Raw genomic sequence first — 13234 nt, 5'->3', positions numbered from 1 at the left:
AACCAGCAGAATACCCAGTATGACCCGAAAGGGTCAAAACCATGACCTCGAAGGGTCAAAACGCGGTCCGCGATCCCATCTCGACGGGGGACGCGGCGCACTCCGGTTCGGTCCTGGGTGGGGACCCCGCAGTTCGTACAGGGTCCAGAGTAACCCGTCCGGGGCGCAGCGTGCGCCACACCAGCAGACCCGCCAGCCCGCACAGGGTCGCCATGTCCTTGAAGGCCCGCCTCTTGGCAGCCAGCTCCGAGGGCCACGGCACTCCCGCCGTCTGCGGCAGCAGGGCCACCCAGAACCACGGCGAGCGAGGCATCGATCCCGCCCGCACCCCCGACGCGAGCAGGAGCGGGAGCACGACGATCATGTAATGGTCGAAGGAGGGCCGCGACACCAGGAACGCGGCGAGCATCACCAGGCAGGCCGTCTCCACCAGCCGCAGCTCGCCCTGGTCGCCGTCCGTCTCCACGGGCCGGCGCCAGCGCCGCCAGACCGCCCACAGACCGCACCCGGCCCCCGCGAACGCCACCAGCATCGCCAGCGGCTCCGGCACCCCGAGCCGCGGCAGCACCGCGATCGGCGAGGCGTCCCAGGGCAGCGCGTAGGAGTCCTGGCCCTGCAGCAGGAACGGCAGCGTCTTGGTGAAGAACAGCATCGGGTGCGGCATCATCAGCGCCCCGGCCAGCGACAGTGCGACCGGCACGCCCACCGCCGCGGCGAGGCCCCGCCACTGCCGCGCCAGGAGGAAGAGCAGCCCGATCGGCACCAGCATCGGCTTGCACGCGATGGCCAGCCCCACCACCAGCCCGGCGGCCCCCCAGGACCGCCGGTGCGCCAGCAGCAGCGCCACCGGCAGGGCGGCGGCCGAGATGGCCGTCCAGTTCCCGATCAGCACCAGGTTGATGTACGGCTTGTACGCCAGCGCGAACAGCCCGAAGCCGCCCACCGCGAGCCGGGAGCGCACCGGCACCGAGAACAGCCTCAGCGCGGCCCACCAGCCGATCCCGACGAGCCCCGTCATCCCCAGCGGCAGCAGGCAGCGCAGCAGGGGGGCCGGCAGCAGCGCCTCGGGGATCGCCATGATGACGGCGCTGGGGAGGTACAGGAAGCGCTTGTCCTCGTACGGGGACACCCCTTCGAGCAGGGCGTCCGCCGCCTTGACGACGAAGGCGTTGTCCGATCCCCAGTTCACCCGCAGGCTCGCCGAGACCGCGACCGCGAGCAGGATCACCAGGGTCACGGCCCGCCAGGACCGGGGGGCGGGCCTCAGCAGCCACGCCACCCGCCGGTCCCAGGAGGACGGGGTGTCCCACTTCATGACCCAGACACTCGGCCGCAGCCCCACGACGACTTCCCCTCGACCCGGCCAGGCGGAGGTCTCCCCCTAGCGCTTGCGCTCGACCCTACGTTCGTCCCAGACGGGCTCCGTAGTCTCCCGCACAACACCGTCCGAACCGAAGACCAAGTAACGGTCAAATGTGCGAGCGAACCACCGGTCGTGCGTGACGCACAGCACAGTGCCCTCGTACGCCTCCAGCCCGTCCTGCAGGGCCTCCGCCGATTCCAGGTCCAGGTTGTCCGTCGGCTCGTCCAGGAGCAGCGCCGTCGTACCCGCCAGTTCGAGCAGCAGGATCTGGAAACGCGCCTGCTGACCGCCCGAGAGCTTCTCGAAGGGCTGGTCCCCCTGGCGCTCCAGCTCGTAGCGGCGCAGCGCGCCCATCGCCTGGCCCAGGGGCTTGGCCGCCTCCGTCCACAGGATGTCGACGAGCGTGCGGCCGAACAGCTCCGGGTGGGCGTGGGTCTGCGCGAAGTGGCCGGGGACCACACGGGCGCCGAGCTTCCAGGTACCCGTGTGCTTGACGTCCTCCCCCGCCATCAGGCGGAGGAAGTGCGACTTCCCGGAGCCGTTCGAGCCCAGGACCGCGACCCGCTCCCCGTAGAAGACCTCCAGGGAGAACGGCTTCATCAGCCCAGTGAGCTCCAGGTTCTCCACCGTGAGCGCGCGCACGCCGGTACGGCCGCCCTTGAGCCGCATCTTGATGTCCTGCTCGCGCGGCGGCTCCGGCGGCGGGCCTGCCTCCTCGAACTTCTTGAAGCGGGTCTGCATCGCGTGGTACCGGGAGGCCATGTCCGGGCTGATCGCGGCCTGGCCGCGCAGGCGCAGCACCAGGGCCTTCAGCCGGGCGTGCTCCTCGTCCCAGCGCCGCTTGAGCTCCTCGAAGCGCGCGAAGCGCTCCTTGCGGGCGGCGTGGAACGTGCTGAAGCCCTCACCGTGCACCCAGACGTCCGAACCGTTCGGGCTCGCCTCCAAGCTGATGATCTTCTCGGCGGCCTGGGTGAGCAGCTCCCGGTCGTGCGAGACGAACAGCACCGTCTTGCGGGTGGCCTTGAGCTGCTCCTCCAGCCACCGCTTGCCCGGGACGTCCAGGTAGTTGTCCGGCTCGTCGAGCAGCAGCACCTCGTCCGGCCCGCGCAGCAGCGCCTCCAGGACCAGCCGCTTCTGCTCACCGCCCGAGAGCGTGCGCACCTCGCGGAACTGCGCCGAGTCGTACGGGATCGCCAGCGCGGCCATCGTGCAGACGTCCCACAGCGTCTCCGCCTCGTACCCCTGCACGTCGGCCCAGTCGCTCAGCGCCTGTGCGTAGGCCATCTGGGCGGGCTCGTCGTCCACCGTCAGGATCAGCTGCTCGGCGCGGTCCACGGCCTTCGCGGCCTCGCGGATCCGCGGCTGCGCCACCGAGACCAGGAGGTCCCGTACGGTCGTCTCGTCCCGGACGGAGCCGACGAACTGCGACATCACGCCGAGGCCGCCGGAGACGACGACGCCGCCGCCGTGCGGCTGGAGGTCGCCGGAGATCATCTTCAGCAGGGTGGTCTTACCGGCCCCGTTGGCTCCGACGAGGGCGACGACCGCCCCCTCCCCCACTCGGAAGGAGACGTCGGGGAGCAGTACCCGCCCGTCGGGAAGGTAGTACTCCAGGTGGCTGGCTTCGAGATGTCCCATGCCGGGCATTGTCCAGGTCCGCCACCGTTCCACCCAAACCGATTAACAGCAGCCCTTGCCCGGCAGGGTGCGCAGGTTCCGCGCCTCCTTGCTGCGGGCGGCCAGCAGCTCGTCGGCCGGGTAGCCGACCTCCTCCAGGGTCAGCCCGTGCGGCTTGACCACGTGCACCGAGGAGTCCCGTACGGCCGCGCCCAGCACCTTGCCGGGCCAGTCGGCCGGCCGGTGGCCGTCGCCGACGTGCAGCAGGGCGCCCACCAGCGAACGCACCATGTTGTGGCAGAAGGCGTCGGCGCGGACGGTCGCGGTGATGATCCCGTCCTCGGCCCGCTCCCAGCTGAGCTGCTGGAGCGTACGGATCGTCGTGGCCCCCTCGCGCTTCTTGCAGTACGCGGCGAAGTCGTGCTCCCCCACCAGCGCGGCGGCGGCCTCGTTCATGGCGTCCACGTCCAGGGGCCACTGGTGCCAGAGCACGTGGCCGCGGCGCAGCGGGTCGACGCCGGCCTGGTGGTCGCCGACGCGGTAGGCGTAGCGGCGCCAGATCGCGGAGAACCGCGCGTTGAACCCGGCGGGGGCCTCGGCGGCCTTCCACACCCGTACGTCGTGCGGCAGCCGGCCCGCGAGGCGCCGCAGCAGCTTGTCCTGGTGCTCGGCCCACACCTCGTCGCGTACGTCGAACTGCGCGACCTGCCCGCGCGCGTGCACGCCCGCGTCGGTACGCCCGGCCACGGTCAGCTCGACCGGGTCGGGGAGCCGCATCACGGTCTGCAGCGCGGATTCCAGCTCGCCCTGGACGGTCCGCAGCACGCGCTGCTTCGCCCAGCCGGAGAAGTCCTTGCCGTCATAGCTCAGGTCCAGCCTGACCCGGACGTGTCCGGGCTCCACCTCGTCACTCACGTGACAGATCCTCTCAGAAATGCAGAACGGGCCCGCCCCCCGGAAGGGGCGGGCCCGTTCAGAGCCGATCAAGCGAGCTCGATCCCTTGCGGGATCAGGCCTCCTTGGTCTCCTCGGCGGTGGCCTCGACAGCCTCCGCCTCCTTGACCGCACGCTTGGTGGCGGCCTCGGCCTCACCAGTGGCCTGCTGGGCGACCGTAAGGGCCTCGACCAGCTCGATCACGGCCATCGGGGCGTTGTCGCCACGACGGTTACCGATCTTGGTGATGCGCGTGTAACCACCGGGGCGGTTCTCGTAGCGCGGGGCGATCTCGGTGAAGAGCGTGTGCACGATGCTCTTGTCCGTGATCGTCTGCAGCACCAGGCGACGGTTGTGGATGTCGCCCTTCTTGGCCTTGGTCACCAGACGCTCGGCGTAGGGACGCAGGCGACGGGCCTTGGCCTCGGTGGTGGTGATGCGGCCGTGCTCGAAGAGCGCCTTCGCGAGGTTCGCGAGGAGGTGCTTCTCGTGCGCGGCGCTGCCGCCCAGACGGGCACCCTTTGCGGGACGCGGCATGGTCTTACTCCTTCATATCTGCACCGGCCGTGTCAGGTACCGGTGTCAGTTCCCCCGGGGCGGACGCCCCGGGAAAGTTCTAGTACTGCTCGGTCTCGACGAAACCGGCGTCCACGTCGTCGTCGGCGCCGAAGGCGTCGGCAGCGGCGGTCGGGTCGAATCCGGGCGGGCTGTCCTTGAGGGCCAGGCCCATGCCGGCCAGCTTCGCCTTGACCTCGTCGATCGACTTCGCACCGAAGTTGCGGATGTCGAGCAGGTCCGCCTCGGAGCGGGCCACTAGCTCACCCACGGAGTGGATGCCCTCGCGCTTGAGGCAGTTGTACGAGCGGACCGTGAGCTCGAGCTCCTCGATCGGCAGCGCCAGATCGGCGGCCAGGGCCGCGTCCGTCGGCGAGGGGCCCATGTCGATGCCCTCGGCGTCGATGTTGAGCTCGCGCGCCAGACCGAACAGCTCGACCAGGGTCTTACCGGCGGACGCCATGGCGTCGCGCGGGCGCATGGCCTGCTTGGTCTCGACGTCGACGATCAGCTTGTCGAAGTCGGTACGCTGCTCGACTCGGGTCGCCTCGACCTTGTAGGTGACCTTGAGGACCGGGCTGTAGATGGAGTCGATCGGGATGCGACCGATCTCCTGGCCCAGCTGCTTGTTCTGGACGGCGGAGACGTAGCCGCGACCGCGCTCGACGGTCAGCTCCATCTCCAGCTTGCCCTTGCCGTTGAGCGTGGCGAGGACCAGGTCCGGGTTGTGCACCTCGACACCGGCCGGGGGCGCGATGTCGGCAGCGGTGACCAGGCCGGGACCCTGCTTGCGCAGGTACATCACGACCGGCTCGTCGTGCTCCGAGGAGACGACCAGCTGCTTGATGTTGAGGATGATGTCGGTGACGTCTTCCTTGACACCCGGCACGGTGGTGAACTCGTGCAGGACGCCGTCCACGCGGATGCTGGTGACAGCGGCACCCGGGATCGAGGACAGGAGCGTGCGGCGGAGCGAGTTGCCGAGGGTGTAGCCGAAGCCCGGCTCCAGCGGCTCGATCACGAACCGCGAGCGGTACTCGTCTACGACCTCTTCGGTCAGCGAGGGACGCTGAGCGATAAGCATGTCTGTGTTCCTTCAGTCGTGGACGCCCACTATTTGACGCCCGACGGATGCAGCCAGGGGCTGCGGACTACAAGGGTACGGGCGGTACGTCCCCCGCGAGGAGTTCGTACCGCCCGGACACTCAAAGACGCACAGGCGCGAAGCCCGGCGCCGCCGAATCAGACGCGGCGACGCTTGGGCGGACGGCAGCCGTTGTGCGGGGTGGGGGTGACGTCCTGGATCGAGCCGACCTCGAGGCCAGTGGCCTGGAGGGAGCGGATCGCGGTCTCACGGCCGGAGCCGGGACCCTTGACGAAGACGTCGACCTTGCGCATGCCGTGCTCCTGCGCGCGACGGGCGGCCGACTCGGCGGCCATCTGCGCGGCGAAGGGGGTGGACTTGCGCGAGCCCTTGAAGCCGACGTGGCCGGCGGAGGCCCAGGAGATCACGTTGCCCGCGGGGTCCGTGATCGAGACGATCGTGTTGTTGAACGTGCTCTTGATGTGGGCGTGCCCATGAGCGACGTTCTTCTTTTCCTTGCGGCGCACCTTCTTGGCAGCGCCCTGACGACCCTTGGGGGGCATCTAAATCTCCTACGGGAGGTGGTCGGTCCTACAGCGCAAGACCGCTGAACAGGACTACTTCTTGCCCGGCTTCTTCTTACCGGCGATCGCGCGACGCGGACCCTTGCGGGTACGGGCGTTCGTGCTGGTGCGCTGACCGTGCACGGGCAGGCCACGACGGTGGCGAACACCCTGGTAGCACTGGATCTCGACCTTGCGGCGGATGTCGGCCTGGATCTCGCGGCGGAGGTCACCCTCGGTGCGGAGGTTGGCGTCCACGTACTCGCGGATCTTGACCAGGTCCTCTTCGGCCAGGTCACGAACGCGGGTGTCGGGGTTCACACCGGTGGCCGCAAGGATTTCCTTGGACCGGGTGCGACCGACACCGAAGACGTAGGTGAGTGCGATCTCCACACGCTTTTCGCGCGGGATGTCAACACCGGAAACGCGTGCCATTCAATGGCTCCTGTGTGTTCGGGGGTCTTCAGCAGAACCGAACCCCGGCCGCCGACCACACCTGATGGGTGGTGGTACGTCCGGGTCCCCGGCCCCCGCCGGAGGTGCCGCCGGCCCTGGTCGGGGCTAGGCGGGTTCTGCGTATGTACGTTTTCTTACGTCGCGCGAAGAACTGCGTAGTGCAGGTCGGTCGGCGTGCGTCAGCCCTGGCGCTGCTTGTGGCGCAGGTTGTCGCAGATGACCATGACCCGACCGTGACGGCGGATCACCTTGCACTTGTCGCAGATCTTCTTGACGCTCGGCTTGACCTTCATGTTGGTGAGGTTCTCCGGGTCAGTGCCACCACCCGCGCCGGGACGGAATGTCCGGACGGGAGTGAAGACAAGATCTACTTGTATCGGTAGACGATCCGGCCACGCGTCAGGTCGTACGGAGACAGCTCCACGACGACCCGGTCATCAGGGAGGATGCGGATGTAGTGCATGCGCATCTTGCCGCTGATGTGCGCGAGGACCTTGTGACCGTTCTGGAGTTCCACCTTGAACATCGCGTTCGGGAGGGACTCGATCACGGTGCCCTCGATTTCGATGGCACCTTGCTTCTTGGCCACGCTTCGCCTTTCGAATCGGCTACCTTGATCAGCTCCCCGCCTTCGCATGAGGACATGCGGGTGCAAAGGAGCCGACGAGTCAGTCTACGTCAGGGCCCACCGAAAGACGAATCCGGAAAGTGTGCCCTACAGGATAGATCATCAATCCTGGTCAGCGGGGTCGACCGGCCGGGCCGACCGGCCGCCCGGCTCAGCCCAGCGGGTCCGGCGCGGTGGTGATGCCGTACTCCGCCAGCTTCGCCTTGCCGCAGTCCGGGGAGGTCAGCACGATCGGGCCCTCCTCGGTCAGGGCGATGGAGTGCTCCCAGTGCGAGGACCAGGTGCCGTCCGTGGTGATGACCGTCCAGTCGTCCGCCAGGACCTCCGTCTGGGCGGTGCCCAGGGACACCATCGGCTCGATCGCCAGGCACAGGCCCGGGACCAGCTTGATCCCCTTGCCGCGCTTGCGGGAGACGTAGTTCAGCAGGTGGGGGTCCATGTGCATCTCGGAACCGATGCCGTGGCCGCCGTAGTCCTCGATGATCCCGAACTTGCCGAGGCTGTGCTCACCCGTGCTGGGGCGGGGCTGGCGCTTGATGTACGTCTCGATCGCCTTGGAGATGTCCACGAGGCGGTTGCCGAGCTTCATGGCGGCGATCCCGGCCCACATGGACTCCTCGGTCACCCGGGAGAGCTCCAGCAGCTCAGGAGCGTGCCCAGTGCCCACGAAGGCGGTGTACGCGGCGTCGCCGTGCCAGCCGTCGACGATCGCACCGGCGTCGATCGAGATGATGTCGCCGTCCTTGAGGACGGTCTTGTCGTCCGGGATGCCGTGGACGACGACCTCGTTGGCCGAGGTGCAGATGGTCGCGGGGAAGCCCCCGTAGCCGAGGAAGTTCGACTTGGCGCCGGCGTCGGCGATGACCTTGCGGGCCACCATGTCCAGATCCCGCGTCGTGGCGCCCGGAACGGCCGCCTCACGGGTCGCCGCGTGGATCGCGGCGACGACCAGCCCCGCCTCGCGCATCTTCGCGATCTGCTCGGGGGTCTTGATCTGGACCATGGGAATTGCCTTCCACCTTCGGTTCGACGGTCGCATCAACAGTACGGCCGCGGCGTCCTGGGGACACCGCGGCCGTGGCTGCACTACGGAAGAACACTGCGGTACGAGTGAACGCAGCGGTACACGAGAACTACTTCTTCAGGGCATCCATCGCACGCTGCGTGACGTCCTTGACCTCGCCCAGCGCCGGGATCGTCGACACGAGGCCCTGGGCCTTGTAGTAGTCGATGATCGGCTCGGTCTGGGTGTGGTAGACCTCGAGGCGGTTGCGCACCGCGTCCTCGGACTGGTCCTCGCGGACGTACAGCTCGCCGCCGCAGACGTCGCAGACGCCCTCGACCTTCGGCGGGGCGTACGCGACGTGGAACACGTGCGAGCCGTCGTTGCGGCAGGTGCGCCGCCCGGCGAGACGCTTGACGACCTCGTCCTCCTCGACCTCCAGGTCGAGGACGGCGTCGAGGTTCATGCCCTCGGCCTTCAGCATCACGTCGAGGGCCTCGGCCTGCGACACGTTGCGCGGGAACCCGTCGAGCAGGAAACCGCCGACGGCGTCCGCCTGCTCCATGCGGTCCTTGGCCATGCCGATGGTGATCTCGTCCGGGACGAGGTCGCCGGCGTCCATGAACGCCTTCGCACGGCGGCCAAGCTCGGTGCCCTGGCTGATGTTGGCCCGGAACAGGTCACCCGTGGAGATGTGCGGGATCGACAGGGTCTTGGCAAGCACGGCCGCCTGCGTCCCCTTGCCCGCGCCGGGCGGTCCGACGAGAACGATTCGCATCAGCGGAGGAACCCTTCGTAATTGCGCTGCTGGAGCTGGCTCTCGATCTGCTTCACGGTTTCCAGACCGACACCCACGATGATCAGGATGCTCGTCCCGCCGAACGGGAAGTTCTGGTTCGCTCCGAAGCCCGCCAACGCCATCGTCGGCACGAGAGCAATGAGACCCAGGTACAGCGACCCCGGCCAGGTGATCCGGTTGAGTACGTAGCTCAGGTACTCGGCGGTAGGTCGACCGGCGCGGATACCCGGGATGAAGCCACCATACTTCTTCATGTTGTCGGCAACTTCCTCGGGGTTGAACGAGATCGCCACGTAGAAGAACGCGAAGAAGACGATCAGGAGGAAGTACGCGGCGATGTAGTACGGGTGGTCGCCCTTGACGAAGTGCTTCTGGATCCACGTGGCCCAGCCCGCGGTGGAACCGCTGAACTGGACGATCAGTGCCGGGATGTACAGCAGCGACGAGGCGAAGATGACCGGGATGACACCGGCCTGGTTCACCTTGAGCGGGATGTACGTCGAGGTACCGCCATAGGCACGGCGGCCGATCATGCGCTTCGCGTACTGGACGGGGATCCGTCGCTGCGCCTGTTCGACGAAGACCACCAGGGCCACCATCGCGAGGCCGACCAGGATGACCACGCCGAACTCGACCCAGCCGTCCGCGATCTTGCCCTGGAGCTTGATCTGCCACAGGGCGCCGACGAAGCCCGCGGCGATCGAGATGAACATGAGGATCGACATGCCGTTGCCGATGCCGCGGTCGGTGATGAGCTCACCGAGCCACATGACGAGGCAGGTACCGGCGGTCATGGTGAGCACCATGACGACGGTGGTGAAGATCGACCGGTCGGGGACGATCTGGTCCTTGACCGCGCAGCCCTGGAAAAGGGCGCCGCTGCGGGCGGTGGCGACGAGGCCGGTGCCCTGCAGGATCGCGAGCGCGACCGTCAGATAGCGCGTGTACTGAGTGATCTTCGACGTGCCGGCTTGACCCTCTTTTTTGAGGTTCTCCAGCTTCGGGATGACCACGGTCAGCAGCTGCAGAATGATGCTCGCCGTGATGTAGGGCATGATGCCGAGCGCGAAGATCGTGATCTGCAGCAGCGCACCGCCGCTGAACATGTTGACGAGACCGAAGAGGCTGTTGCTGCTCCCGGCCGAGTCGACACAGATCTGAACGTTCTTGTAGCTCACACCAGGTACGGGCACATGCGACCCGAGCCGGTACAGCACGATGATGCCGAGCGTGAAAAGCAGCTTCTTGCGCAGGTCGGGCGTCTTGAACGCCCGGGCGAACGCGGTGAGCACGGTGCCTCCTGCGACCCCCGCGCTACTGCGTCAGAGGTGACGGTCTGAGGGATCGACGAATAAAGACAAGCAAAGGTGCAGGCCACCATACCGGCGTCTGCGCCCCCCGTGGAACGACCAACCGGGGATGCCCCATATGTGAGGCATCCCCGGTCGGGTTTCTAGCTATTTGTCACTGAGTTCGTCTTAGACGAGCTCGGTCACGGTGCCACCAGCGGCGGCAATCTTCTCCTTGGCGGAGCCGGAGACGGCGTCAACCGAAACCTGCAGCGCCACGGAGATCTCGCCCTGGCCCAGGACCTTGACGAGGCTGTTCTTGCGAACCGCGCCCTTGGCGACCAGGTCGGCCACCGTGACCTCTCCACCCTCGGGGTAGAGAGCGCCGAGCTTGTCCAGGTTCACGACCTGGAACTCGGTGCGGAACGGGTTCTTGAAGCCCTTGAGCTTCGGCAGACGCATGTGGAGGGGCATCTGCCCACCCTCGAAGCGCTGCGGGATCTGGTAGCGGGCCTTCTGGCCCTTCGTACCACGACCAGCCGTCTTACCCTTCGACGCCTCACCACGACCGACACGAGTCTTCGCGGTCTTGGCGCCGGGGGCGGGACGGAGGTTGTGGGCCTTCAGCGGGCTGCTTTCAGCCATGTTAGTCAACCTCCTCAACCGTCACGAGGTGGCGGACGGTGTGAACCATTCCGCGGAACTCGGGGCGGTCCTCCTTGACGACGACGTCGTTCAGGCGCTTGAGCCCGAGCGAACGCAGCGTGTCGCGGTGGTTCTGCTTGCTGCCGATGTACGACTTGATCTGCGTGACCTTGAGGCGAGCCATTACGCACCCGCCCCAGCACGCGCACGGAGCAGAGCCGCGGGGGCGACGTCCTCGAGGGGCAGACCACGGCGAGCCGCGATCTCCTCGGGACGCTGCAGGCCCTTGAGGGCCGCCACGGTCGCGTGCACGATGTTGATCGCGTTGGAAGAGCCGAGCGACTTCGACAGGATGTCGTGAACGCCGGCGCACTCCAGAACGGCGCGCACCGGGCCACCGGCGATAACACCGGTACCAGGGGCGGCCGGCTTCAGCAGCACGACGCCCGCGGCGCGCTCGCCCGTGATCGGGTGAGGAATGGTGCCCTGGATGCGCGGAACCTTGAAGAAGGACTTCTTGGCTTCCTCGACACCCTTGGCGATGGCCGCGGGAACTTCCTTGGCCTTGCCGTAACCGACACCTACAGTGCCGTCACCGTCGCCCACCACGACCAGCGCGGTGAAGCTGAAGCGGCGACCACCCTTGACAACCTTGGCGACGCGGTTGATCGCGACAACGCGCTCAACGTAAGCGGTCTTCTCGGCGGCAGGGCCACCGTCGCGACCCTTCCGGTCCCGCCGCTCGCCGCCACCGGCACCGCTTCCGCGGCGCTGGGGTCCAGCCATTGGATTACCTCTCTCTGTTACGTCCGTGAGTCCCGGAAAACGGGGCTTAGAACTTCAGCCCGGCTTCGCGGGCGGCGTCAGCCAGAGCGGCAATGCGCCCGGCGTATCGGTTGCCACCGCGGTCGAACACGACGGTCTCGACACCCGCGGCCTTGGCACGCTCGGCGACGAGTGCGCCGACGGCCTGGGCCTGCGAGCTCTTGTCGCCTTCGCCACCACGGATCGAAGCGTCCAGGGTCGACGCCGACGCCAGGGTGTGACCCTGGAGGTCGTCGATGACCTGAGCAACGATGTTGCGGTTGGAACGCGTCACGACGAGGCGCGGACGCTCCGCCGTACCCGAGACGTTCTTGCGGATGCGGATGTGGCGGCGGGCCTTGGCGGCACGCTTGTACGCGTCGCCCTTGGCGATCTTTACACCGTATGCCATGGCTACTTACCAGCCTTTCCGACCTTGCGGCGGATGACTTCGCCGGCGTACTTGACACCCTTGGCCTTGTACGGGTCGGGCTTCCGCAGCTTGCGGATGTTGGCGGCGACCTCGCCGACCTTCTGCTTGTCGATGCCCTCGACCGAGAACTTGGTGGGCGACTCGACCTTGAAGGAGATGCCCTCGGGCGCCTCGATCAGGATCGGGTGGCTGTAGCCAAGCTGGAACTCCAGGTTGGAGCCCTTCGCGGCGACGCGGTAACCGACACCGCTGATCTCAAGAGCCTTCACGTAACCCGTGGTCACGCCGGTGATCATGTTCGCCACCAGCGTGCGGGACAGGCCGTGGAGGGCCTTGTTCTGACGCTCGTCGTTGGGGCGGATGACGTTCAGAACGCCGTCCTCACCCTTGACGATCTCGATCGGCGCCTTGACGGTGAGCGCGAGGGAACCCTTGGGGCCCTTCACAGCCACTGCCTGGCCGTCGATGGTGACGTCCACACCGGCGGGAACCTGGATGGGGAGCTTGCCGATTCGCGACATTGCTTTTCCTCCGTTCCCGACTACCAGACGTAGGCGAGGACTTCCCCACCTACGCCCTTCTTGCCTGCCTGCTGGCCGGTGAGCAGACCGTGGGACGTGGAGATGATCGCCACGCCCAGGCCGCCGAGCACCTTCGGCAGGTTGGTGGACTTTGCGTACACACGCAGACCGGGCTTCGAGATCCGCTTGATGCCCGCAATGGAGCGCTCGCGGTTCGGGCCGAACTTCAGCTCGAGGACGAGGTTCTTGCCGACCTCGGCGTCCTCGACCTTCCAGCCGGTGATGAAACCCTCCTGCTTGAGGATTTCTGCGATGTGCGACTTGATCTTGCTGTGCGGCATCACGACGGAGTCGTGGTACGCCGAGTTAGCGTTACGCAGACGCGTGAGCATGTCTGCGATCGGGTCAGTCATGGTCATGAAGTGGCCTTCGGCCTCTCTCGCCGGGGTTTCCTGTATGCGCCATCCCTCTCCCCGCTCAGTGGCGGGACGGGTGCGGTGCGGGGACCTACGGCGTAGTAAGTCGTTATGGGCGGCGGAC

Annotated in this window: 18 protein-coding genes; all 18 read right to left on the bottom strand. The window is 67.3% G+C overall.

All coding sequences use genetic code 11. The annotated features are described in order from the left end of the window. Positions 1-55 precede the first annotated feature (55 nt). Positions 56-1315 (bottom strand): glycosyltransferase family 87 protein, encoded by a 1260-nt coding sequence (locus AC3IYJ_RS23660; RefSeq protein ID WP_489396746.1) that lies wholly within the window; start codon positions 1313-1315, stop codon positions 56-58. A 66-nt stretch (positions 1316-1381) separates the two neighbouring features. Beyond that, positions 1382-3010 (bottom strand): ATP-binding cassette domain-containing protein, encoded by a 1629-nt coding sequence (locus tag AC3IYJ_RS23655; protein ID WP_489396745.1) that lies wholly within the window; start codon positions 3008-3010, stop codon positions 1382-1384. A gap of 33 nt (positions 3011-3043) precedes the next feature. Further along, positions 3044-3895 carry a tRNA pseudouridine(38-40) synthase TruA gene (gene truA / locus AC3IYJ_RS23650; RefSeq protein ID WP_489396744.1) on the bottom strand — a complete coding sequence of 284 codons (852 nt, stop codon included), beginning with the start codon at positions 3893-3895 and terminating at the stop codon, positions 3044-3046. 94 nt (positions 3896-3989) lie between these two features. Beyond that, a complete protein-coding gene (gene rplQ / locus AC3IYJ_RS23645) occupies positions 3990-4451 on the bottom strand; it encodes a 50S ribosomal protein L17 (RefSeq protein WP_371617437.1) in 462 nt (153 codons plus the stop codon). A gap of 79 nt (positions 4452-4530) precedes the next feature. Further along, entirely contained in the window at positions 4531-5553 is a 1023-nt protein-coding gene (locus tag AC3IYJ_RS23640; RefSeq protein ID WP_489396743.1) for a DNA-directed RNA polymerase subunit alpha, read from the bottom strand. 158 nt (positions 5554-5711) lie between these two features. After that, positions 5712-6116 (bottom strand): 30S ribosomal protein S11, encoded by a 405-nt coding sequence (gene rpsK, locus AC3IYJ_RS23635; protein ID WP_006376016.1) that lies wholly within the window; start codon positions 6114-6116, stop codon positions 5712-5714. 54 nt (positions 6117-6170) lie between these two features. Continuing rightward, positions 6171-6551 (bottom strand): 30S ribosomal protein S13, encoded by a 381-nt coding sequence (rpsM, locus tag AC3IYJ_RS23630; RefSeq protein ID WP_053682609.1) that lies wholly within the window; start codon positions 6549-6551, stop codon positions 6171-6173. Positions 6552-6751: 200 nt separating this feature from the next. Further along, positions 6752-6865 carry a 50S ribosomal protein L36 gene (gene rpmJ / locus AC3IYJ_RS23625; RefSeq protein WP_003956441.1) on the bottom strand — a complete coding sequence of 38 codons (114 nt, stop codon included), beginning with the start codon at positions 6863-6865 and terminating at the stop codon, positions 6752-6754. A 74-nt stretch (positions 6866-6939) separates the two neighbouring features. Beyond that, on the bottom strand, positions 6940-7161 hold the full coding sequence (gene infA, locus AC3IYJ_RS23620) for a translation initiation factor IF-1 (protein ID WP_003956442.1): 222 nt from the start codon (positions 7159-7161) through the stop codon (positions 6940-6942). Between the two features lie 190 nt (positions 7162-7351). Continuing rightward, entirely contained in the window at positions 7352-8203 is an 852-nt protein-coding gene (gene map, locus AC3IYJ_RS23615) for a type I methionyl aminopeptidase (RefSeq protein ID WP_330298083.1), read from the bottom strand. A 130-nt stretch (positions 8204-8333) separates the two neighbouring features. Continuing rightward, the gene (locus AC3IYJ_RS23610) at positions 8334-8981 is read right to left on the bottom strand and encodes an adenylate kinase (RefSeq protein ID WP_489396742.1); all 648 of its coding nucleotides are present in this window, start codon (positions 8979-8981) and stop codon (positions 8334-8336) included. Continuing rightward, positions 8981-10294, bottom strand: coding sequence for a preprotein translocase subunit SecY (gene secY / locus AC3IYJ_RS23605; RefSeq protein WP_371617436.1), 1314 nt, complete (start codon positions 10292-10294; stop codon positions 8981-8983). Before secY ends, AC3IYJ_RS23610 begins: the two co-directional genes overlap by 1 nt. Positions 10295-10480: 186 nt before the next feature. Further along, positions 10481-10936: a 50S ribosomal protein L15 gene (rplO, locus tag AC3IYJ_RS23600; RefSeq protein WP_330298080.1), complete on the bottom strand. Its 456-nt coding sequence runs from the start codon at positions 10934-10936 to the stop codon at positions 10481-10483. Between the two features lies 1 nt (position 10937). Next, on the bottom strand, positions 10938-11120 hold the full coding sequence (gene rpmD, locus AC3IYJ_RS23595) for a 50S ribosomal protein L30 (RefSeq protein ID WP_112447741.1): 183 nt from the start codon (positions 11118-11120) through the stop codon (positions 10938-10940). After that, positions 11120-11722, bottom strand: coding sequence for a 30S ribosomal protein S5 (gene rpsE, locus AC3IYJ_RS23590; RefSeq protein WP_008739695.1), 603 nt, complete (start codon positions 11720-11722; stop codon positions 11120-11122). Before rpsE ends, rpmD begins: the two co-directional genes overlap by 1 nt. Before the next feature lie 46 nt (positions 11723-11768). After that, a complete protein-coding gene (gene rplR / locus AC3IYJ_RS23585) occupies positions 11769-12152 on the bottom strand; it encodes a 50S ribosomal protein L18 (RefSeq protein ID WP_030008471.1) in 384 nt (127 codons plus the stop codon). A gap of 2 nt (positions 12153-12154) precedes the next feature. Further along, on the bottom strand, positions 12155-12694 hold the full coding sequence (gene rplF / locus AC3IYJ_RS23580) for a 50S ribosomal protein L6 (RefSeq protein ID WP_112447742.1): 540 nt from the start codon (positions 12692-12694) through the stop codon (positions 12155-12157). A 20-nt stretch (positions 12695-12714) separates the two neighbouring features. After that, positions 12715-13113: a 30S ribosomal protein S8 gene (gene rpsH, locus AC3IYJ_RS23575; RefSeq protein ID WP_008739698.1), complete on the bottom strand. Its 399-nt coding sequence runs from the start codon at positions 13111-13113 to the stop codon at positions 12715-12717. Between the last annotated feature and the right edge of the window lie 121 nt (positions 13114-13234).

Source organism: Streptomyces sp. GL_140, assembly GCF_057834465.1.
Note: the sequence above shows the minus strand (reverse complement) of the source record. Positions and strands in the feature narration are given on the sequence as shown.